The following is a 22,583-nucleotide window of genomic DNA, read 5'->3' on the forward strand; positions in this document are numbered from 1 at the left end:
CATCTTCATGGTAACCGCGCCGTTGCTGGTCACTGGCGTCCCTGTCGAGTTACCCGAAAGCCGCGCCAACGCGCTTGACCAAAAGGATGAGCCCATCGAAATCGCGATTGACCGCGATGGCGTCACCTTCATTGACGGCACACAAGTTGCTCCTGCCGAACTGGCCACAAGGCTTGAGGAAATTGCTGGCGCGCAAGAACCCGACAACCCGCGCCAGATCATGCTGCGCGGAGATACAGCGATCAGCTATGGGCAGATGATGCGCGTGATGGGGGAACTGAACCGCGCCGGATTGAACAGCGTAAGCCTGGTCACCACCGGTTCATCAAGCGAAAACTAACAAGATGGCAATGGATAGGGCGGAGAAACTGGGACTTGGCGCGGCACTTGGCGGCCACAGCCTCTTGCTGGGCGCATTTGCGCTTGGCCTTCTCGCCGCTGCAGACACCGCGCCCAAGCAGGAGGCCATCTCGGTTTCACTCGTTGGTGAGGTCTCCGATGTGTCGTCCGCGCCAGACGCGATTCAGGAGGAATCAGCGCCCCCAGCCCCGGGCGATACCGCGCCTGCCGAGCCACCACCTGCCCCGACCGCAGCGATGCAGATCGAAAGACCTGTGGAGAAACCACAGGCAAAGCCAATTCCCCAGCCAGCCAAGCCGAACATCGCCCCGCCAGTTGCCAAGGTCGCCGCGAAAAAGGAGCCGGTAAAGCAACCGCCCGCCAAGGCAGCTGCCAAGCCTGTAAAAACCGCTGCGGCAACACCCAAAACCGGCAAAGCGGCTGCGGTAAGTGGAAAGGGCACGACGCCAGCCAAGCCGGGCGGACTGAGCCGCAGTTTCGAAGACAGCATCAGCAATATCGGCAAGGCCCCCGGCGCGGGCAAGGCCGTAGGCACGCCTGCCGCGAAATCCGCGACTGAAGTGCGCCGCTCGGTCGGTATCAGCATCGCTGGCCAAATCCGCAGCCGCGTGCGTGCCTGTGCGCCATCGGGCGTCGACATCAATAAGATCGAGACCTTCGTGACGCTGAGCCTTGAGCCATCGGGCAAACTGACCTCGGTACGTTTTGACAAGCAGACTGGTCTGAACGACAGCAACCAACCACAGGCCGGGCCGTTGAAGGATTGCATCCTGCAGGCCGTACGCGCTGCATCGCCATATGACGGGCTTGACCCGGAATATCATGACGTTTGGAAAAGCCACGCGCTTCGCTTGCGCGCCACCGGATAAAGGAATGAAAACCATGGCAATCTTCGCACTGACCCGGAAACTTGCGGCCTTTCTGCTTTTGATCTTAGGCACGCAAGCGGCGATCGCACAAACACCGCCACCTGTACCCGCTGCATCGGACGAACCGGAACTGGTGGAGTTCGACACCTCCAAAACCCGTTCCATCGCGGTACCCGCATTGGTCGCACCAGCTCCAGCGGACACACCGGCTGGCAACAGCGCGGCGCTCGGGCGGCAAATCGCCGAGGTCATATCTTCCGACCTTCGGGCATCAGGCGTGTTCGAAACGCAGGGGCCAAATGGCCTGCGCGCCATCACCTTGCCTGAGGTTACGTCGCCGCAATTCGATTACTGGAAATCGCGTCCGGTGGAGCAACTCGTCCAAGGTTTTGTCCGCGTTGGCGGCGACGGCAATCTGACCGTTGGTTGTTATCTTTATGATGTCGGTTTTGGCAATGAAACCACACGGCTTGGCTTCAACGTGCCGCCGCGTGACTGGCGCCGCGCCGCGCACAAATGCGCCGATGCGATCTACTCACGACTGACCGGAGAGTTGCCTTTCTTCGACAGCCGCATTGCTTATATCGCCGAAACGGGTCCCAAGAATAAACGGATCAAGCGGTTGGCGATCATGGATTCGGACGGCGCTAACCACCGCTTCATCACCAATGGCCAGTCGACCGCGCTGACGCCGCGCTTTTCGCCCAATTACAAATCAATCCTCTATCTGTCCTATGTCGACGGAAATCCCCGCATCTATGTGTATGATATCGACGCTGGACGTCAGCGCCTGATATCGCAATCGACTAACCCGACCTTTGCCCCGCGCTGGTCGCCTGATGGCCAGACGATCCTGTATTCGATGGCAGTTTCCGGCAACACCGATGTCTACAAAATCCCGGCAACGGGCAGTGGCACGCCGGTGAAACTGACGAGCTCGCCCGGCATTGATGTCGGCGGCAGTTTCTCGCCCGATGGCCGGCAGATCGTGTTTGAGAGCGACCGTTCGGGCAGCCAGCAAATCTACGTGATGAACGCAGATGGCAGCAACCAGCGGCGGATCAGCTTTGGCTCGGGCCGTTATGCAACGCCCGAATGGAGCCCGCGCGCTGACCTTATTGCCTATACCCGCATTGCCGGTGACTTCCGCGTTGGCACGATGCGCCCCGATGGTTCGGGCGAACGGCTGCTGACCGATAGCTGGCAGGATGAGGCACCGACATGGGCCCCTAATGGCCGCGTCATCCAGTTCTTCCGTACGGCCAAGGGAAGTGGTAAGACAAGCATATGGCAAGTGGACTTAACGAGTTCCAACGAACGCCAGTTGCCAACGCCAGTTGATGGTTCAGACCCGGCATGGGGACCCGTGCTGCCGTAGCTGCATTTTACTCTTGCAGGACGCAAATCCATATCCCGCATACTTGGCGGGCCAAGTCTAAAGGAGAAGACCATGAAGAATAAGACGATCCAGATGGCAGCCATTTTACTGGCATCGACCGCACTGGTCGCGGGCTGCGGCAAGAAAAAGGTCGATGTGTTGCCGCCCGCTGCGGAAGGCACCGACGATGGCCAAACGCAGACGGATCCAAATGCCGGAACCGGCCAGATTGTCCCGGGCAGTCAGGAAGATTTCCTTCAGCAGGTTGGCCAGTTTGGCGACCGCATCCTTTTTGACACCGACCGTTTTAACGTCGACGTCGAGGATCAGGCCACATTGCAGCGCCAGGCGCAGTGGCTCGCCGCATACCCCAACACACGCGTCATCGTCGAAGGCCATGCCGACGAGCGCGGGACACGCGATTACAATCTTGCCTTGGGTGAACGCCGCGCCAATTCCGCCAAAAATTATCTGGTTTCGATTGGCGTGGACTCCAGCCGTATCCAGACCGTCAGCTATGGCAAAGAGCGGCCTTTTGCGCTTGGGTCGGACGAGCAGGCATGGGCCCAAAACCGGCGCGCAGTCACGGTGACCGTTCGCTAGGCAACGTGATGTTTTCATTGAATCTTAGAATGAAAACAATCGCTTGAAATGTTGGATTTGATTTGAGAAGAGCGTCGGCAGGGCCTTTTGGTCCTTCGGCGCTCTTTCTCATCGTCCGTGCTCTTTACCTGTCGGCCAGACTCTATTTTCGGGCAATGAAGCGGGGCGTTGCTCAACCATTTTGGTGAGACCTTAGTGTGACCTTCCGGCGGAAACCCGCAGTCGGCCGTGCCCCCTTCAGCCAAGACAGACATTTCATTGTCGTTTGCCGAAAACAAAGTTCGGGTTGTCGAAGCGGCAATACATGCTTGCGGTCTGGCGATAGGCATGACAGCCTGAACGACATAAAAATGGCAGGGGAGCCTCATCCGTGAAAAATTACATCAAATCCTTCTTGTTGCTGGGCACGGCGATCATGCCTGCTTCGGTTTTTGCACAGACACCTGCACCAGCAGCGGCGCCCGCCGTAGCCGTTGAGGAAAAAGCGCCCAAATGGGATGTCGCGGCGCCTCCGAGCCTCACTTTGCGGCAGATCAACATCGACACCGACGAAGGTTCATGGATGAACCTTGATGTCAGCCCCGATGGCCGGACAATCGCGTTCGACCTGCTGGGCGATATTTACACGATCCCCGTAACGGGTGGCGCGCCAACGAGAATTGCGGAAGGTCTGCCCTTTGAAACGCAGCCCCGCTTTTCACCCGACGGCACGCGCATCGCGTTTACTTCGGACCGTGGCGGCGGCGACAATATCTGGATCATGAACCGCGACGGTTCGGACAAACGGCAGATGAGTAAAGAGGATTTCCGCTTGCTCAACCAGCCAAGCTGGAGCCCCGATGGCCGCTTCATAGCTGCCAAGAAGCATTTCACCACTGGTCGCTCGCTTGGAACGGGCGAAATCTGGTTGTACCATGTTTCGGGCGGCGGTGGTGTGCAGCTCGTCAAACGGCCCAATGAGCAACACCAGAAGGAATTGGGCGAACCGATATTTGCGCCCGATGGCAAGCATATTTACTTCACGCGCAACATCACGCCGGGTCCGATCTTCCAATATGCGCAGGATTCCAACGGCCAGATTTTCAATATTGAAAGCTACGAAATCGACACCGGCAAAACCGAAACGGCGGTTTCCGGCGTTGGCGGCTCGGTGCGTCCGACGCCTTCGCCCGACGGGCAAAAAATCGCATTTGTGCGCCGCGAACTTACAAAATCCAAACTTTATGTGAAAGATTTGAGCACCGGCGAAGAGCGCAAAATTTATGACGCGCTTGATCAGGATGTTCAGGAAACCTGGGCTGTGACGGGTGTCTATCCGAACATGGACTGGTCGCCCGACAGCAAGTCCATTTACTTCTGGGCCGGTGGCAAGATGCGCAAGGTCGATTGGCCAAGCGGCGCAACCAGCGTCATCCCGTTCCGCATTTCCGACACGCGCGACGTCATTGACCCGCCACGTCCACCGATTGAGGTTGCGCCTACCGAATTCCAGACGCACATGCCGCGCGGCGTTGCCACGTCACCCGACGGCCGGACAATATTGTTCGAAACCATGGGCAAATTGTGGCTTAAGCCAGCAGCAGGCGGCGCAGCACGGCGTTTAACCTCCTCCGCCACCGACATGGAAGTGTATCCTACATGGTCGCGCGATGGCAAAACCATCGCCTATGTCGATTGGACAGATAAGGGCCTTGGCCATATCGTCACCGTCGGCGCAAGCGGCGGCAGCCCCAAGACGGTAACCACGCAGCCCGGTCATTATGCCCGTCCGCGCTTTTCGCCAGATGGCAAGGTTATCGTGTTTGAAAAGCAGGAAGGTGGTGGCCTGACGTCGCCGTCGCGGTCTGACCAGCCCGGCATCTACCGCATTTCTGCCGCTGGTGGTGCGCCAGCGCGGATCAGCGAAAGCGGCACGACTCCGCATTTTGGCGCATCCAATGACAGGCTGTTTTTCACGGAGTCCGGCGCGAACAAGCGCTTGCTCGTCAGCGTGGATATGAATGGCGAAGCGAAGCGTAACCACGCAAGCGGTGAGTTGACCACGATTTACGAAGTATCGCCCGACGGCAACAACTTTGCCTTCCGCCAGAATTATGAAGCCTTTGTCATGCCGTTGATGCCGGGCACACAGGAAGTGACTGCCTCGCCTTCAGGAGGCGCGCTTCCCGTGGTGAAGGTCAGCAATGGCGGCGCAGATTATATGCATTGGAGCCGCAATGGCGACGCGTTACATTGGGCGATTGGTCCGACGGTCTACACCGCGCAGACCAACGCCTTTTACCCTAATGGCCCCCTTGCAAAAGACGCCAAGCCAGTCAAATTCGTCCCGCCAAAGGACGGCATATCGCTTTCGATGACGATCAAGTCGGACCGTCCGACGGGATTGGTGGCCTTCACTGGCGCGCGGGTTGTTACAATGGCCGACAAGAGCGGCGGGATCATCGACAATGCGGTCATCCTGGTGGAAAACGACCGGATCAAGGCCGTGGGCAAGGCGGGCGATTTCGCCATACCTGCGGGCGCAAAGACCGTTGATGTCACTGGCAAGACCATCATTCCCGGTCTCGTCGATGCCCATGCGCACGGCCCGCATGGCAGTGACGAAATGACCCCGCAGCAGAATTGGGTGAATATGCTCAACCTCGCCATGGGTATTACCACACGCCATGACCCGTCGAGCAGCGCGGCAACGGTCTTTCCTGCGTTGGAGATGCAGCGCGCTGGCCTCATCGTCGGCCCGAGATCATTTTCGACAGGCGAAATCGTCTATGGTGCAAAGGCGGCAGACGTCTATGCCGAAATCAATGGCCTGGATGACGCTCTGGCGCATGTCCGCCGGCTGAAAGCGCAGGGCGCGCATAGTGTGAAAAACTACAACCAGCCACGCCGTGAACAGCGCCAGCAAGTGGTTGCTGCGGCGCTTCAGGAGAATATGCGCTCGGTGGCCGAAGGTGGGTCATTGTTCGGTATGGATATGAACCTCATCGCCGACGGCAACACTACGCTTGAACACAATATCCCGCTCGACATCTTCTATGATGATGTGTTGCAGTTCTTTTCAAAGTCGAAGGTCGGGTACACGCCGACCCTCGTGGTGACCTATGGCGGCCCGGCAGGTGATCCTTATTGGCGGTCGCATACCGATGTGTTCCGTCATCCATTGATGGCCAAGCATTATCCGCCAGCCGAGCTTGCCGCCAATAATGCCCGCCGCGAGATCGCGCCCGAAGAGGATTATGTCGACGACAACAGCGCGCGTGAGGCACATAAGCTTGCCAAGCTCGGCGTTCCTGTATCCATCGGCGCACACGGCCAGGAAGCAGGCATTGCCGCGCATTGGGAGCTTTGGTCTTTCGTGCGTGGTGGCATGACGCCGGTTGAAGCTCTGGCCGCTGGCACGATTGAGTCAGCGCGCTCGCTTGGTTATGACAAGGATGTTGGCTCAATCGCAGCAGGCAAGCTGGCCGATCTTGTCGTTCTTGATGCCGACCCAAGCGTCGATATCCGCAATTCGGACAAGGTGGCCAAGGTTATGATTGGCGGGCGTTTGTACGATGCGGGCACATTGAACGAAGAGGTTACCGGATCGCGCAAGCGCATGCCTTATTATTGGGAATAAGCTTAGCCAGGTGCATGCAATTTTCTGGCCCGGGCGAATAATCCCGGGCTGGAAAATGGTTCGAACATTTCATCAGGATTTTCCGGGTCAAGAACTGCATTGTCGGCCAACGCCTTGTCTGCCTCGGTGAGTTCGGGCAGGTCGAGCTGACGCAACGTTCGGCCATTGCCTGTTTCATTATCGATAATGTCGCGCATCGAAGTGCCATTGCTCAGCAGTTCGGCGACTTTCTCGACCGCCAGTCCGCAATGCTCCGCCAGCAAAGTGGCGCGCATCATGCGAATGCGCGGCGCGGCGCTTTCGTTGCCGGGGCGCGTGCTGTCGATGAAGATGTCGCATTCGCTGTCGAGGCCAAGCGACCGGTTGTTCATATTGGCCGAACCGATCCGCAGGATTTCGTCGTCTACAATCATCATTTTGGCATGCACATAAATGGGTTCGCCAAGCTTGGTATGTGGAACATAGATTTTGAACCGGTTGTTCTTGTCATGCTTGCCGATGGCGCGGATCAATTGGGCACGCGCGCCGTCCATCGCCTTTTGTTCCAGCCAGCCATCGGCGGTCTTTGGGTTTACAATGATGATTTCGGGCGGGTTGTCCTCCGCCATGCGGCGGGCAATAGCATCGCCGATTTTGGGTGAAGCAAAATATTGATTTTCGGCATAAATGAATTTTTTGGCACGCGCGATTTGCTCCAGAAACAGATGCTCAATTTCGCGGATTTCGCCGACATCCTTATAGGCGGCGCGCGTGCGGGCGATGCCCATTTCTACAAATTGATATTCGGCCTGTAAAAATTCTGGCCAAGGGGATTTTGCATCGGCGGGACATGGTTCAAGCGGATCACCCCCCGCCAGCACCCATCGCGCGCGGCTGAGTTCGGCAAGCGCAGCTGCTGCCTCGCCTTCAACGAGCATAGTGATGTCGTGCCAAGGGCCGTATAGCTTGCCATTGGGACGCCTGCGCTTGGGATCATAATCGATATGGTCAGGCGTATCCCAACGGTCGGCAGTCATGTCGATTCCGCCGCAGGCCGCCATTTTGTCGTCAATAACAACGATTTTCTGGTGATGGCTGCAACCGACGGGATGCGCGCTATCGAGCTTGAACTGGATTTGGTCGTGCATCGCCCATTTGGCAACGTCGACCATTGTGGAACCGCGCGTAAGCATTTTAAGCGCGCCGATATTCCATTTCAGCAACTTGATTTCGAGACCGGGTGTCCGATCCGCGAGCCACAGAATGAAGTCACCCAAGCGCTTTGGCGGGTCACCCTTTTTCCGGCGGCTGCGGCTTAAATCGATTCGGGTATCGAAATCCCAACCGATAAGCATGATGCGATGTTGAGCGTTCATCATCGCAGCCTGAATGATCTCAAAATAAGGCGCGGCATCGACCACGGGATGGGCACGACTTGCCTTCGCATGACGCCAGATACTGCTACTTTCCGATATATCTGTGCGCATGCATCCTCCAGTTACACTTCTATAGCGTGCTAAACCATTTCAGAACCAAAAAAGCTGACTCCACATCTGTGAAAAATGGAGTATGGAACAAAACATGAACATAAAAACGAATCCACCCGCAACTGTTCTTACTTCGCTGCAAGGCAGTTGGAAGCAATATCAGTCAAGCGCGTCGCAACCCTTGCTGGCCATGGGGGCGCCTTATGTCGACGAACGATTGCGCGGTGGAATAGCTCAGGCGGGGCTTCATGAATTTTTCGGCGGGGCAAAAGCCGACTCGCATGCGGCGGCCGCGTTTGCGCTGTTGCTGGCATGGCGTTTGCCCGAAAGCGACGCAGGCATATTCTGGATAACCGGAGACAAGGAACGTCAGACGTCCGGACGCCTATATCCTTATGGGTTGTCCGGGATGGGGGGCAATCCTTCGCGGATATTGCTGGTGCAGACCGCCGACCTGCGCGACGCACTGCGTGCAGCGGCCGATGCTATCCGGTCAAAGGCCGCAAGTGCGGTCATTCTGGAAACGCATGGCAATGCCCGTTTGGTTGACCTGACATCGACTCGCCGCTTGGCACTGGCTGCAGCGGAAACGGGGGTATTGGCTTTGCTGGTACGCGGGGATGCCGTCCCCATGCCAAGTGCGGCGAGCACCCGCTGGCGGATATCTTCTGCGCCATCGGTGCCATTACCGGGCAACGCGCCCGGCCTGCCAACCTTCAACATCAGCCTTCTGCGCCATCGCGCGGGCACGGCACCTTTCGAGGCAAGAGTGACCTGGGATCATGCAACACGAAGCTTTTTTGACACGCCGCTATCTGGCGGTCTTTCTGCCATTGTTACCGACACAGAGGCTGGTCCGCAGCAACGGTTCCGCGCCTGACACGCCTTTTGCTATGGTCGAAAAACAACGCGGGGCGATGCGGCTTGCGGCCTGTGATCCAGTGGCGCTCTCGCTGGGCTTAAGCGCAGGGATGGCGCTGGCCGATGCCCGCGCGCGGGTGCCTGACTTGGCCGTGTTTGATCACGATCCCGCGGCGGACCTCGACTTGCTTGGCAAGTTGGCGGACGCATCCGAACGCTATAGCCCTGCCTGCATGCTTGACCCGCCAGCAGGGCTGTTAATGGATATAACTGGCTGCACCCACCTCTTTGGCAATGATGAAGTGCACCTCGCCAAGGATTTAAAGCAACGGTTGCGGCGTCAGGGTCTAAGCAGCCAGATTGCCTTGGGTGCGACCCCTGACAGCGCGCGGGCCAAGGCACGATATGCCAAATCGTCGATTCACGCCTTACCGGTCGAAGCATTGGATGCGGGAGCCAAAGTGCATCAGGCCTTGCGGCGCGCTGGCCTCAAAACCTTGAAGGACTTGGCCTGCCGTCCGCGCAAGCCTTTTGCCGCACGCTTTGGCAAGGCGACAGTCGCCAAACTGGCGCGGTTGCTGGAGGAAGAGGACGCACGCATCACCCCACGCCGCCATTTACCCTTCATTAGTGTCACGCAAAATTTCGCTGAGCCTGTTTCGCGCACGAATGATGTCCTCGATACCATCGCAACGCTGACGGGAAACGCCGCTGCGCAGTTGAACGAACGCAGCCAAGGTGGCCGCCGGTTTGAGGTCAGCCTGTTTCGAAGCGATGGCCATGTCGCTCGATTAGCCGTCGACACCGGCGCACCCACCCGCGACTCCGCCTTGCTGATGCGCTTGATCCGCGAACGAATTGATGGGCTTTCCGACCCGCTTGATCCCGGCTTCGGCTATGATCTCATTCAGCTCGCGGTGCCGACGGTCGATATTTTGCTGCCATCACAAGTAGGGCTTGAATCAAAAGTCGACAGGGCGACGCAAACCGCTGCGCTGATTGACCGGTTGAGTGTAAGGCTCGGGAGTGACCGGGTGCGCTATTTTGAAGAGCGCAACAGCCATATCCCGGAACGCGCCGTGGTCGAATGCGCCGCGCAGTCTGGCCAGCCGCAGAAGGATTGGCCAAAGCCCAGCAAAGCGGAACCACCGATGCGGCCATTTCGTCTGTTTGAAACACCACAGCGTGTGGAGGCCTTGGCATCCATCCCCGATGGCCCACCGCGGCAGTTCCGTTGGCGCAAGTGCCTGCACCATATTGTCGCCTATGAAGGCCCGGAACGCATTGCTGCCGAATGGTGGCGGCGCAAGGCGGGGCATGAGCACGGTAAAGGTGGACCTACCCGCGATTATTATCGTGTCGAGGACAGCGAAGGGCGGCGTTTCTGGTTGTTCCGCCACGGCCTATATTCCGAAACCGATGCGCCGATCTGGTATCTGCACGGCCTGTTTGCGTGATGCACGCACCAGTCTATGCCGAGCTGGTTGCCGCCACCAATTACTCCTTCCTGCGCGGGGCATCGCACCCCGCCGATATGGTGTTCCAGGCCGCTGCGCTTGGGCTGACCGCGATTGGCATTGCCGACCGGAACAGCGTTGCCGGCGTTGTCCGTGCTTGGGTTGCGGTCAAAAAGGCGAAGGCCGCAGATGCGCTTCCGTCCGGTTTCCGCTTGGTCACGGGCAGCCGGTTGGTCTTTGCCGATGGCACGCCCGATATTGTTGCCTATCCCAAAAGCCGCAAAGGCTGGGGGCGGCTGACCCGGTTGCTGACGGTCGGAAATATGCGCGCGACCAAGGGTGGCTGCATCCTGCGCTTTGATGATCTGGCCGGATATCTGGAAGATTTGCTGCTGATCATATTGCCGCATTCCACCGCCGAAGAGACCAATCCGCACAAAAAGCCCGTGGAATATAGCCATGCCGATGGCGGCGAGAAATTGCGTCTGGTTGAGCCGACACCAAGTCGGCTGGATGATATATTGGCTCGTCTGGCAAAGCTTGCGCCGGATAGGGTCTGGCTTGGTATAACGATGCACGGCCACGGCAAAGACCGACGCACGCTTGAGGAGCACCGCGCACTCGCAAAGCAATGCGACGTCCCGATCCTTGCGGTCAACGACGCGCTTTACGCCGATACTGCCGCGCGGCCACTGCACGATGTTCTGACCGCAATTCGTCTCGGCGTATCGGTTGACCAGGCCGGAACCCGGCTTGAGGCCAATGCCGAACGGTATCTCAAATCGCCTGCGGAAATGGCCCGATTATTTGCGCGCGCACCTGAAGCAATTGCGGAAAGCCAGAACCTCCTGAACCAAATCGCATTCGATCTAGACCAGTTGAAATATGAATATCCCAATGAGCCAGTGCCAAATGGATGGGAGCCGCAAGACTGGCTTGAGCATTTGGTGCGCAGCGAGGCAAACCGGCGCCATCCCGATGGCCTGCCCCCCAAATGGGTGCGCGCGCTGGAAGAAGAATTTAATTTGGTGCGCCAGAAAAACTACGCATGCTATTTCCTGACGGTGCATGATATTGTCCAGTTCGCCCGGACGCAGGACCCGCCGATATTGTGCCAAGGTCGTGGTTCCGCTGCAAATTCGGTGATCTGTTACCTGCTTGGGATCACATCGGTTGATCCTGTTTCCAACAATCTTTTGTTCTCGCGCTTTCTATCCGAAGAGCGCGATGAACCACCCGACATCGACGTCGATTTTGAGCATGAGCGGCGCGAAGAGGTGATGCAATATGTCTATCGCCGGTTTAAACGCCACCGCGCCGGCATTGCCGCGACCGTCATCCATTATCGTCCGCGCAGCACCGTGCGCGAAGTCGGCAAGGCCATCGGCCTGACCGAAGATGTCACCGCGCGACTGGCGGGCACCGTGTGGGGCAGCTTTGGCAGGGACTTGCCTGAGGCACGTTTGGTCGAGGCAGGGTTTGACCCGGAAAACCCGCAAATTGCCCGGCTACATGCCTTTGTCGGGGAATTGCTCGATTTCCCGCGCCATTTGTCGCAGCACGTGGGCGGCTATGTCCTGACGGAAAACCGGCTTGATGAAACGGTGCCCATTCACAATGGCGCGATGGCCGACCGAACCTTCATCGAATGGGACAAGGACGATATCGACGCGCTTAACTTGCTTAAGGTCGATATATTGGCGCTTGGCATGCTGACCTGTATCCGCAAAAGCTTTGAACTGCTGCGGCAGACGGGCGGTGGTGATTTCACCCTCGACAGCGTTCCGGCCGAAGACCCGGCGGTCTATGCGATGCTGCAAAAGGGCGACAGCATTGGCACGTTCCAGATTGAAAGCCGCGCGCAGATCAACATGCTGCCGCGGCTTAGGCCCAAAGAGTTTTACGATCTGGTCATTCAGATCGCGATTGTCCGCCCTGGCCCGATCGAAGGCGATATGGTCCACCCTTATTTGCGGCGGCGTAATGGCGAAGAAAAAGTGGAGTATCCTTCACCTGCGCCTCCACATGACCCCAATGAATTGCACGACATATTGTACCGCACTTATGGCGTGCCGCTGTTTCAGGAACAGGCGATGAAGCTCGCAATGGTGGCCGCTGCTTTCACGCCGGACGAGGCCAATGGACTGCGCCGTGCGATGGCGACTTTCCGCAATTCCGGCACAATGCCCGAGTATAAGGACAAGATGATCAATGGCATGGTGCAGCGCGGATATCAGCCTGATTTTGCCGCGCGCTGTTACAAGCAGATTGAGGGTTTTGGCAGCTATGGCTTCCCCGAAAGCCATGCGCAGGCGTTTGCCCATCTGGTGTACATATCATCCTGGCTGAAATGCCATCATCCGGCAATTTTTACCGCGGCCTTGCTCAATTCGCAGCCCATGGGCTTTTACGCGCCAGCGCAGCTTGTGCAGGATGCGCGGCGGCATCAGGTGGACGTGCGGCCAATTGATGTGAATTTCAGCGCTTGGGACAATATTATTGAAGCAGGTGCCCTGCGGCTTGGCTTCCGGCAGATTGGGTCATTCCAGAAAGATTGGGCCATCGCCATCGAAGCCGCACGGCCCTTTGCCTCATTGGAAGAGCTGGCACGCAAAGCCCAATTGCCGCCGCGTGCCTTGCATTTGCTGGCGGATTCGGATGCGCTGCGCTCGATTGGGCTTGACCGGCGTGCAGGCGGTTGGGAAGCACGGCGGACACCATCAGACGAGCTCCCGCTGTTCGCTGCGGCAGATGCGCGGGAATTGGCGCAGGAACCGGAGATTGCTCTGCCGATCATGCCGGTCAGCGAACATGTCGCGGCCGATTATCAAATGACGCGGATGTCGCTGAAGGGGCATCCGATGGAGTTCCTGCGCGATATTTTCGCGCGCGAGGGCATATTGACCTGCGCGCAAACCGATGCCGGAAAACATGGGGCGCGAGTCAAGACTGCGGGCGTAGTGCTGACGCGGCAAAGGCCCGGAAAGGGCAATGCCATCTTCATCACGATCGAGGATGAAACAGGGGTTACCAACGCCTTATTATGGTCGCGACTGTTCGAACGGCAACGCCGCGCTGTTATGGCGTCACGGTTGATGGTCATTGAAGGCGAAGTGCAACGCAGCAAGGAAGGCGTAGTACACCTCATGGCCACGACGATCATTGATCGCTCGCACGAGCTTGAGCGCCTGTCGCAGGATCACGACCCCAATGTGCCACTTAGCCGGTCGGACGAATTTGCCCAGCCCGTCTATCCGCGTCATGGTCACCCGCGCGACGTGCGCATATTGCCCAAGTCACGCGACTTTCATTAGGCCCCTTCAGGCAGCGTCCTTTGCCGCCCTGCGTACTGCTAACTGCTCAACCGACGTAGCGCGCATGAACGGGTTGGTGGCGCGCTCCAGCGCAATCGTGGTGGGCACCGTCGCATCGCCGCGTTCACGCGCAGCGACTACCTCAGCAAAACGGCGCGTGAGATCAACATTGTCCGGTTCCACAGTCACCGCAAAGCGTGCGTTGGAGAGCGTATATTCATGCGCGCAGTAAATCGCAGTATCGTCGCCCAACGCCTCAAGTTTGCGCATATTATCATACATCTGCGCCGCAGTTCCCTCGAACAGGCGGCCACAGCCCATAGCGAATAATGTGTCGCCGACAAAGGCAGCGTGCGCGCTTTCAAAGTGATACGCGATGTGCCCTGCCGTATGCGCAGGAACATCAATAACAGTCGCTCGCACATCCCCAAGCTGCACCACATCCCCGCCGCGCACCAGCACATCAAGCGTGGATATACGCTCAGCTTCGGCAGCAGGCCCCGTGATGATGCATCCCGACGCAGCCTTAATCTCCGCATTGCCGCCCACATGATCGGGGTGCCAATGCGTGTTCCAGATCTGCGTAATCGTCCAACCCCGCGCCTCTGCCTCGGCAAGCACAGGCGCAGCAACCGCGGGATCAACCACCAAGGTCTCTCCGCTTTGCGCTTCATGCACCAGCCAGACATAATTGTCCGACAGCACCGGAATGCGGACGATCTCAAGCATGTTCACCACACACCAACATTGGGCATGCTTGCCCAAGGTTCCGCAGGCGCAAGACTCCCCTCCTGCAGCAACTCAATCGAAATGCCATCGGGAGTCCGCACGAACGCCATATGCCCGTCGCGCGGAGGACGGTTGATTGTGACCCCTGCATCCATCAATCGCTGGCACGTCGCGTAAATGTCGTCGACGCGATAGGCCAAATGGCCAAAATTGCGTCCGCCGTCATACACCTCAGGCGCGCTGCCATCAGCAGGCGGCCAATTATGCGTCAGTTCAACTTCGGCAAGGCCAGCCTGTCCGGGGGCCGCGAGAAAGATGAGCGTGAAGCGCCCAGCCTCATGATCGAAGCGCCGTACTTCCTCAAGGCCAATGAGCTTAAAGAAAGCCACCGTCGCGACAGGGTCGGTTACACGGATCATAGTGTGGAGATAAGTCGTCGGCATATTCATTCCATTCGTTCATCACATCACAAAGTTCATGATATTCCATGAACCTTGGCGCCAAGCCACGCAAGAGGGGGTAACGCCTGCAGGTATCGGCCCAACGCACTTGTCCGTTGCTATCTGGATTGCGCCTCGGCTGGCTTTGTCAAAGGCGCTGCTATCAGCGCGGCAAGCTGCGCGGTAGCCGTCACCGCTTGTCGGCTTTCGGGCGCAATGATGATCGTCTGCTCCCATTGCTTGCGGGCGGTAACCTCATCGCCAGCGGCAACGGCAATATTGCCAGCTTCAAGCGCGACGGCCGGATCACGCGGCAGCAAGGCAGCGGAGGTTTGAATATAGGTCAGCGCATCCGGCAATTTGTTCATCCGCCGCGCCAATGTCGCCGACAACAACCATGCCGTCCCGTTTTCAGGCGAAAGCTGCCGCGCAGTTGCCAGCGCCGTTTCGGCGTCGGCTCCTTTGCCTAGCGCCACCAACGCACGGGCGCGGTCAATCTCGCTATTGGCACGTTCCGCACCCGTTAGGCTCTCCGACGCTAGCGCCTTGTTCAGCGCCTCCACCGCAATGTCAGGTTGTCCTGCTGCAATCGCGGCGTTGCCCGCTTGCGCCCAGAAACCCGCAGCGCGCGGGTCGCCTTTCTCATCTGCCAGCTTGGCTGCTTCGGCGAGTATAGGCACCGCAAGGTCAAATTTGAAATCGGTCGCCAGCGCAAAGCCATGGCATGCATTTGCCAGATAGCCGCCGTTTTGCTGCGCCCATGCGCTTGCGCTCGACACGGCAGACGCGGGATCTTTGCTGGCAAGCTTCAGGCATTCCTCAAACTGGACCTCGTTTAGCGTCGGCAGAGGCTGGGCATCGGCAGGCGCGGCAACCAGCAACACGAGAGGCAAAAGTTTCAGCATGAAGGCTCCAGCAAATTTAGCGGGCCAGCCTTTGGACGGTATCGATCAGAAGGGCGATATCCTGATCCCGTGAAAGCCGGTGGTCGCCATCCTTTACCAGAATCGTCTGCACATCGGATGAACGAAGCTGCTGTGCGAGTTTCATCGAAGTTTCCCATGGTACATCCGGGTCACATTGCCCGTGGATCAGCCGCACGGGGCAATCAATTGCGATGTCGCCGCCAAGCCGCAGATTGCCCTGCCCCGATTGCCAAAAAGCGTGCGTGATCAGCATGGGCTCGTAGCCATAATCGCTTGGCCGTTCGATGCGGCCATTGGTGGCTATCGTGGCGCGATCGGCTTCGTCGAAATCCCAGTCGGTAAAATCGGGGGCAGCCGCGATGCCAACCATCGCTGACACCTCCGCTCCAAGCGCCTCGGCCACCAGCAGCATGAGCCACCCGCCCATCGAAGAGCCAATCAATATGCATGGACTAACCTGCGCTTCGGCAATCACCGCCAGAACATCGTCGCGCCAGATATCAAGCGTGCCGTCTTCAAACGCACCTTCGCTCTCGCCGCAGCCCGAATAATCAAGGCGCAACATTGCGCGCCCCTGTCCCGCGGCCCACGCTGCCAAGGCGTGCGCCTTGCTCCCTTGCATGTCGGACATATATCCCGGCAGGAATATGAGCGTTGGCCCAGCGCCCCTGTCATACCGATAGGCCAGACGAACGCCGTCAGACCTTGTAGCGAATTCCAATGCTGTTTCAGTCGGCACCGCGATAGACCGGGTTAGATCACCCAATCCACGGTCAGCATCTGCGTGACCTCCTGCCCCTTTGCACGGCGTTGTTCGACCATGATATGGTTGAGCCGCTTGACGGTATCGCTACCCGAGGTGATGCACAGACCGGGGATGATTGCGTGCACAAGTGCCTTCATCCCGCCCCAGATCATCGCAAAGCCAAAGCGGCTCGCCACACCAAAATGTTCCACATAATTCTCGTCGACACTTTTGGGATGATCGACAAAAAGGCGGCTAAACATGAGGTAAGTTCCTAGCAAATAACGTTGTGCGAATTCAGCCTAACGCCATGTTCATTTAAAATCAAAGCCGAACCCCGATTTCGCCTTTCGATCTTGCGTGCACATCATTTTCAGCGCGGTCCACTCCGCCGGAGTAAGTGCAGGCCCGTAATTTTTGCCCTTGACGATGCTTTTTTCAAATGCCGCCTTGCGCGAGCCCGAAAGCGGATGGCTGGACAAATAGCTTGTGAGGCCACTGCTCTTTGTCACGCCAGCGCTGCCGTCAAGTTCCGAAAGCCGGTCGAAGAACGATGCTGTGCCCACAGGCGAGATGTTTGCCCTACCAAGCACTTTCATCGAATGCGCATCGGCTTCAGCTTCGGATGCACGGCTATAGTTCATGGCCAAAACGTTGCTGACGAGCGCGCCACTGTTGCCGTCAATCCCGCCAAGCACGACGGCCAATCCCATTTGCCGAAGCAACGCCTGCATCACATGTTTTTCGCGGACATGCCCGATTTCATGCGCGAGGACACCAGCCACCTCGTCGGGCGATTGCGCCTGTTTGACAAGACCATCAAACAATATGACTTTCCCTCCGGGCAAAGCGACGGCGTTGATCATATTGATCTTGGCAACCTCCACCTGAAGGTCTTGGGGGTCAGCATCGAGCGAGCCGACAAGCTTTTTCAGTGCAGCATCGCCCGCAGGCGTACTGCAAAAACGCCCGCCGAAATCTCCCACCAGCGCATCGCCAAGCCTCTGGTCAACGCTGCCGGGGATGAGTGGTGCGAGCCATTGTGGACTGAGCAGAACAATGGCGACAGCAGCGGCGCTTGCAACCGTGAAGGCTATCGCCGCTTTGCCAAAGCCAAGCCTGTCCACCCAGCTGCCATATTTGCGCTGGGGCGGCAGCGCGGCGACGAGATCGGAAGGCACAGGGCCCGAAAGCATCAGCCGCCAACCATCAACATCTTCAAGGCCATATACGTCGGCGTCGCCCTGCTTCGTTACATATTTGAGGTCAGCAAAGGCAAAGGGGCCATGCCGCCGCTCGGTTTCAAGCAGGAAGAATTGCGGGCCAATGACCTGCACCTCCACCTTGCGCTTTACCGCGCTTTTCCCGTCATAATGCGTCGCATCGAAAAAGGCGGACATGGACTAGATCGCCCCTACATCGAACGCGTCGAGCAAGCCTTCGCCATGCTTTTCAACGATCGTCTGCGATTGGGTAAGGTCGTCGATATTGATCTCTCCAAATGCCTCCATATGGTCGATGAAGAATTTCCAGTTGCGATAGGGCAGGAAGATATAGCCGATCCCCAAAGTGAAAACGACGATCGCGACGTTGCCGAGGAAAAACAATATCCAGTCGGCGGCGCGGGCCTGAAAGTCGAATTCCAACGTGTGCAGGCGCAACCCGCCAACCGCAAGCCGGAAATATTTGCTGTAATACGCAAGCGCCGCAAGCGGGAGGACGATGTAGAAAGACAGAATGGCAACTGCGACCATGATACCGCCAATCGCCGCGCCGCTATTGACGAGCGCGTCTGGCGTTCCGCCGGACGCAGCCATCGCAATACCGAAAATCACGCCGCCGACCAAAAGCAGAAACGGCACAAGATAGAATAACAAATAGCGCTTCATCAGCGGCTTCCACTGCGCATTAGCGCTGAACTGGTGCGGTCCAAAGCTCATGGCGTTCCACCGGTCGTTCCACAAAGAAATCATCGACCACGGCACCAGCAGGAATATCGGCAGCCAACCCACGAAGGTTTTCCACATATAGGACAGCCCATATCGGAAGCCGGGATCGTTGCTGCCGCCGCGGATGCCGCGCCAATAGGTGCGGCTGAGGCGATAACGCAGCGCCCGAAAATAGGCGATGCCGGTCAGGTAGAACAGCAGCAGGAACATGGTGAGCGTGACCAAACCCGCAATCAGTGCCTCACCCCGGAAAATCAGCCCTTGGGACACCAGCTGGATAATAATGAACGGCACACCAATGAGCAGGAACGCCAGAATGAAGCCAATGAAAAGTTCAATCCCCCGACCAGTCCATTCCAGGCGCTCGTCGATAAATTGCGTCTTGCTCCACAGATATTCGCGTTCGCGCGTGGTTGCCCAAAACCGGTAGACACCCAAAGTGACGATCGTCAGCAGCAGGTTGGGAAAGGCAATTTTGGCAAATTCCTGCCAACTGCCGTGGAAACGAAAAGCACTGTTATCATGCGTGGTATCGGTGCTCATCGTGGCGCTGCCCCCTTGAATCTATGTATCAGACATGCGGGGGATAAAGGCACTTTGTCAACAAATGCTGACGATTGAGGGACATGCGGGGCAAACGAAAGTTGAAAGGTCACACTAAGGTCTCACCTAAACGGGTTTCGGGAAGGTTCTGCTCTTGGCGTTAAAGGCACGGTCGTAGCGCGATTTGCGCGCGGCCCGTTACGTTACTGCCAGCCTTGCGCAATTCTAATATATCCAGCAATAAGAAAGAGCTTTTGTGGCCTTAAAGGCCGGTTGATCTGCATCATCTCAAAGCAAATCCTACATTGCAAGCGCAACTAACATATTGGTATCAATATTTTTTCCATGAGCGCCCGCTTGAAGTCCTGCCCGCCGATTTGCACGATCTGGCTTTCGGTGACTGCAAAGCCGACAGCCGCAAAGGCAGGTTCAGCCATCAGGCTGGCATGCACCCAAAGGCGCGGTTCCTGCAGCGCGCGGGCATGCGCTTCGACCATTTCGAAAAGCGCGCGGAAAAGGCCGGTGCCTTGGGCCTCAGGGCGGATGAACGCGAAGTCGATATAACCGCCAGGCTCAATGCTCATGAGCCCAATTATGTGGGTGCCATTGCGGCCAATTGCGATGTCCTTTGCTGCGAGCCGCGCGTCCCATTCCGGCCCGCCACGCCGTTCCGGAACCCAAGCGACGCGTTGGGCTTGCGTGTATTTGCTCGGGCCGTTGCGGACGGCGTCGAAGATGACGTCGGCGAGCGCAGCGTGGTCCGCGGGAGTGGCCCAGGTCAGGATGTGGGGGTGGGGCATGCTACGCCATCTGGAACCGTGTTCCGACATAAGGCCTGATTATCTTACCCGGAAATCGACGAAGCGCTTGTTCAATGAAGACTTCGCCCGTGCAGTGCATCGGCACGATATAATCGGGATCCATCGTTGCAAATGCATCGACGGTCTGTTGCGCCTCTTCTGGCGTTCGCGGACGAACCAGATGAAATCCGCCAATGACCATATGCACTTTCGTCATTCCGCTGATAGCCTGTGCCCGGCGCACCGAATTCAGCACGCCGCGATGACTGCAGGAGGCAATAACGACAAGGCCAAGCCCCTTGACTGCGTAACAGGTGGCAATTTCGTGTTCGCCGTCGTCGGAGACTTCGTTTTGGTCGCTTTTGTCTGCACGCAATTTGGACCGTTCGCAGCCGATCCCGGGGTGCATACGCGTCGGGATGGCGGTTCGTTCATTGGTCTCCAACGGAATTGTCCCGGTGGTAAAGGCATGATCGGCCACAATTTGAGGGTTTGGCGCCACACGCACGTCGAAGCCTGCGGTACGTAAAGCCCGGCGATCAAGCGTTCCCATAACGGGCGGCGGGTTGCCGATCATGGCGACACGCTCGCAGAACGTTTCCTCACCACCTGCGTAAAAGGGCAGGAAGCGATCACGCTTTGCCTCGGCACCGAACAAGCCGGTAAATCCGCCATAATGGTCGAGATGTCCGTGGCTGAGTACCGATGAGTCAATGGAATTTGCGTCAATACCGAGCAACGCCATATTGTTGGAGAGAACCTCAGCCGTATATCCGAAATCGACGATGACGCGGCGCTGGACAGCCCCTATTTTGGAGTCAGCAAGCACAGAAAGCCCGAACTCGCCCATCAATGACTTTGGGGACATTCGCGTATATCCTGGCGGCATACCGTTGCCTGCGCGCAGTACTTTCAGCCCGGGCAAATCAAGGTCGGGCAGAAACGGGCCAAATGTTCCGCTGTCGGTTATAACGGTCAGGGTGAGCGCGTCGACTATCGGAACCTTGAACGAAGCAGCATTTGAAACGCGCGGAAACACCGTTGCAATGCCGAGTGCACCGCTGGCAAAAAGCAATTTGCGTCTGTCAAAAGAGTGGGCATAGTCAATGTTCATAGGCACCCCCGCCGCGATGGTAACACATTATTGCAGTTTCCCCTAAGCCGCAGACGTTCCGCCAAGACACGCTGCCGCTATGGTTGATCGGGGCTGAGCTTTGTTTACGCTGGCCAATCATTGCGCTTACGCAGGTTAGCCAACATTGCGCGGATGCACGAATGAACAAATTCGCGGACCGGACGTTTCCCGCTTGCGCGGGTATTGCGCAAACAGACCTTTACAGAGAAATTGGAGTGGCCGACATTGTCACTGGACCAACTCAACCGGATTGGATGTAAATTATCGGCAAAATTAGCTGATATTTCCGCTGATCCACTTGCGCAAATCGGACTGCTCGTTTTTTGCATCATCTGGTTCGTTGCGCGATTGCCTGTGGAAGTTTTGACAGCTGCGCTCTCCATTATGGCAATAACCTTGTCGCAAATGGTCCTCAACAAACAGAATGAGCGAGAAGCCGAGTCCCACCGGCGCGACATAGCCTTGCATGCCAAGCTCGACGAGTTGGTGCGCGCCACGTCGGAAGCACGAGACGAAATCGCGGGGATTGAAGATCTTGAGGAAGATGAGATCGAGCGACTTAAGGTAGCGCGAACCTAACGCGTTGTAGGCGGAGCTGTGCGAGACGGTTCACATCCCGTCGTGCACGCACCGGAGAATTTCGCGGCTTCGCTGGAGTCTCCGACATGGGGTCCCCATTGGTCCGGTTAAACAATGCCCACCTCTAGCCGTCGCCAAAGCCAACAAAAAAGGCCCCGCGAGGGGCCTGTTTTGAACGTTTTTTATTGATCTGCATGGGCCCCGGATCGGGTCCGGGGCAACGCAACGCTATGCGGCTTTGCCGCTGAGCTTTTGCGTTGGTTGCGGGAGTAGGATTTCACGGCTTCGCCGTGGTCTCCGCCGCTTTGCGGCTCCGGCTGAACCAGGTGAAAATCCACAACTCGCCCCAGGCAAACAAAAAACCCGGCGCAAGGCCGGGTGTTTTGTTTGGTTGCGGGAGTAGGATTTGAACCTACGACCTTCAGGTTATGAGCCTGACGAGCTACCGGGCTGCTCCATCCCGCGCCACCAACGAAGCGACATCTCAGTCGCCCGGAAGCCTTTTTTGTTTCCCGTATCGCTTTCGCGATACGGCGGCGGGCTGCTCCATCCCGCGCCAAATGAACCCTAAGGTTCAAAACGAAAAAAGGCGGACATCCGTCGAATGAACGACAGCGGTCCGCCTTTTGCATTATGAATGGGTTCTTCCAAATCACTTAAATTACGAGCGCCGGCTGCAATGCCTGGCGACGCCCTACTCTTCCAACGCTTAAGCGGTAGTACCATCGGCGCAGTTTGGTTTCACGGCCGAGTTCGGGATGGGATCGGGTGGGTCACAAACGCTATGGTCACCAAGCAATGAAGCAGGCG

At 57.6% G+C, this 22,583-nt stretch carries 19 protein-coding genes, 1 tRNA gene and 1 rRNA gene; 9 read left to right on the top strand and 12 right to left on the bottom strand.

The features are described 5' to 3' along the window. The 5 genes from ACLL9E_RS07490 to ACLL9E_RS07510 all read left to right on the top strand — a co-directional run. The coding region (locus tag ACLL9E_RS07490) for an ExbD/TolR family protein (protein ID WP_411291118.1) at positions 1–340 on the top strand (340 nt) is incomplete at its 5' end. Between the two features lie 4 nt (positions 341–344). Continuing rightward, entirely contained in the window at positions 345–1,229 is an 885-nt protein-coding gene (locus tag ACLL9E_RS07495; RefSeq protein ID WP_411291119.1) for a hypothetical protein, read from the top strand. A gap of 4 nt (positions 1,230–1,233) precedes the next feature. Further along, on the top strand, positions 1,234–2,607 hold the full coding sequence (gene tolB / locus ACLL9E_RS07500) for a Tol-Pal system beta propeller repeat protein TolB (protein WP_411291120.1): 1,374 nt from the start codon (positions 1,234–1,236) through the stop codon (positions 2,605–2,607). Between the two features lie 72 nt (positions 2,608–2,679). Further along, a complete protein-coding gene (gene pal / locus ACLL9E_RS07505) occupies positions 2,680–3,210 on the top strand; it encodes a peptidoglycan-associated lipoprotein Pal (protein WP_411291121.1) in 531 nt (176 codons plus the stop codon). Positions 3,211–3,625: 415 nt separating this feature from the next. Continuing rightward, positions 3,626–6,829: an amidohydrolase family protein gene (locus ACLL9E_RS07510; protein WP_411291135.1), complete on the top strand. Its 3,204-nt coding sequence runs from the start codon at positions 3,626–3,628 to the stop codon at positions 6,827–6,829. A 2-nt stretch (positions 6,830–6,831) separates the two neighbouring features. Here ACLL9E_RS07510 and ACLL9E_RS07515 read toward each other — a convergent pair whose 3' ends face one another. Further along, the gene (locus ACLL9E_RS07515) at positions 6,832–8,295 is read right to left on the bottom strand and encodes a phospholipase D-like domain-containing protein (RefSeq protein ID WP_411291122.1); all 1,464 of its coding nucleotides are present in this window, start codon (positions 8,293–8,295) and stop codon (positions 6,832–6,834) included. A 94-nt stretch (positions 8,296–8,389) separates the two neighbouring features. On the opposite strand from ACLL9E_RS07515, the gene ACLL9E_RS07520 reads away from it, so the two are divergent. The 3 genes from ACLL9E_RS07520 to ACLL9E_RS07530 are packed head-to-tail and all read left to right on the top strand — an operon-like array spanning position 8,390 to position 13,927. After that, complete coding sequence (locus ACLL9E_RS07520; RefSeq protein WP_411291123.1) at positions 8,390–9,175, top strand: ImuA family protein; 786 nt, start codon at positions 8,390–8,392, stop codon at positions 9,173–9,175. Further along, the gene (locus ACLL9E_RS07525; protein WP_411291124.1) at positions 9,096–10,613 is read left to right on the top strand and encodes a Y-family DNA polymerase; all 1,518 of its coding nucleotides are present in this window, start codon (positions 9,096–9,098) and stop codon (positions 10,611–10,613) included. Before ACLL9E_RS07520 ends, ACLL9E_RS07525 begins: the two co-directional genes overlap by 80 nt. Continuing rightward, positions 10,613–13,927, top strand: a complete 3,315-nt coding sequence (locus ACLL9E_RS07530; protein ID WP_411291136.1) for an error-prone DNA polymerase — start codon at positions 10,613–10,615, stop codon at positions 13,925–13,927. Before ACLL9E_RS07525 ends, ACLL9E_RS07530 begins: the two co-directional genes overlap by 1 nt. Positions 13,928–13,933: 6 nt before the next feature. Here the strand turns inward: ACLL9E_RS07530 and gloB are convergent, their stop codons facing one another. The 9 genes from gloB to ACLL9E_RS07575 all read right to left on the bottom strand — a co-directional run bounded on the left by gloB (position 13,934) and on the right by ACLL9E_RS07575 (position 21,173). Beyond that, positions 13,934–14,656 (bottom strand): hydroxyacylglutathione hydrolase, encoded by a 723-nt coding sequence (gene gloB, locus ACLL9E_RS07535; RefSeq protein ID WP_411291125.1) that lies wholly within the window; start codon positions 14,654–14,656, stop codon positions 13,934–13,936. A gap of 2 nt (positions 14,657–14,658) precedes the next feature. Next, entirely contained in the window at positions 14,659–15,099 is a 441-nt protein-coding gene (locus ACLL9E_RS07540) for a VOC family protein (RefSeq protein WP_411291126.1), read from the bottom strand. 116 nt (positions 15,100–15,215) lie between these two features. Further along, positions 15,216–16,001 (bottom strand): tetratricopeptide repeat protein, encoded by a 786-nt coding sequence (locus tag ACLL9E_RS07545; protein ID WP_411291127.1) that lies wholly within the window; start codon positions 15,999–16,001, stop codon positions 15,216–15,218. Positions 16,002–16,017: 16 nt separating this feature from the next. Continuing rightward, entirely contained in the window at positions 16,018–16,788 is a 771-nt protein-coding gene (locus tag ACLL9E_RS07550; RefSeq protein WP_411291128.1) for an alpha/beta fold hydrolase, read from the bottom strand. Next, the gene (locus ACLL9E_RS07555; RefSeq protein ID WP_411291129.1) at positions 16,776–17,030 is read right to left on the bottom strand and encodes a DUF6356 family protein; all 255 of its coding nucleotides are present in this window, start codon (positions 17,028–17,030) and stop codon (positions 16,776–16,778) included. The genes ACLL9E_RS07550 and ACLL9E_RS07555 overlap by 13 nt, the downstream gene beginning before the upstream one ends. Positions 17,031–17,081: 51 nt before the next feature. Continuing rightward, positions 17,082–18,167, bottom strand: coding sequence for a M48 family metallopeptidase (locus ACLL9E_RS07560; RefSeq protein ID WP_411291130.1), 1,086 nt, complete (start codon positions 18,165–18,167; stop codon positions 17,082–17,084). A gap of 3 nt (positions 18,168–18,170) precedes the next feature. Further along, positions 18,171–19,259, bottom strand: a complete 1,089-nt coding sequence (locus ACLL9E_RS07565; RefSeq protein WP_411291131.1) for a YjgN family protein — start codon at positions 19,257–19,259, stop codon at positions 18,171–18,173. A gap of 317 nt (positions 19,260–19,576) precedes the next feature. Further along, a complete protein-coding gene (locus ACLL9E_RS07570; RefSeq protein WP_411291132.1) occupies positions 19,577–20,059 on the bottom strand; it encodes a GNAT family N-acetyltransferase in 483 nt (160 codons plus the stop codon). A gap of 1 nt (position 20,060) precedes the next feature. Continuing rightward, a complete protein-coding gene (locus ACLL9E_RS07575) occupies positions 20,061–21,173 on the bottom strand; it encodes an MBL fold metallo-hydrolase (protein WP_411291133.1) in 1,113 nt (370 codons plus the stop codon). Between the two features lie 246 nt (positions 21,174–21,419). Between ACLL9E_RS07575 and ACLL9E_RS07580 the strand changes: the two genes are divergently transcribed. Further along, positions 21,420–21,773, top strand: coding sequence for a low affinity iron permease family protein (locus tag ACLL9E_RS07580; protein WP_411291134.1), 354 nt, complete (start codon positions 21,420–21,422; stop codon positions 21,771–21,773). A 388-nt stretch (positions 21,774–22,161) separates the two neighbouring features. Here the strand turns inward: ACLL9E_RS07580 and ACLL9E_RS07585 are convergent. Then, positions 22,162–22,238: transfer RNA gene (locus ACLL9E_RS07585), tRNA-Met, on the bottom strand. Between the two features lie 216 nt (positions 22,239–22,454). Then, a 5S ribosomal RNA gene (gene rrf, locus ACLL9E_RS07590) occupies positions 22,455–22,569 on the bottom strand. Between the last annotated feature and the right edge of the window lie 14 nt (positions 22,570–22,583).

The sequence above is a fragment of the Sphingorhabdus sp. genome, assembly GCF_046596595.1.
In the GTDB taxonomy this organism is placed as follows: domain Bacteria; phylum Pseudomonadota; class Alphaproteobacteria; order Sphingomonadales; family Sphingomonadaceae; genus Sphingorhabdus_B.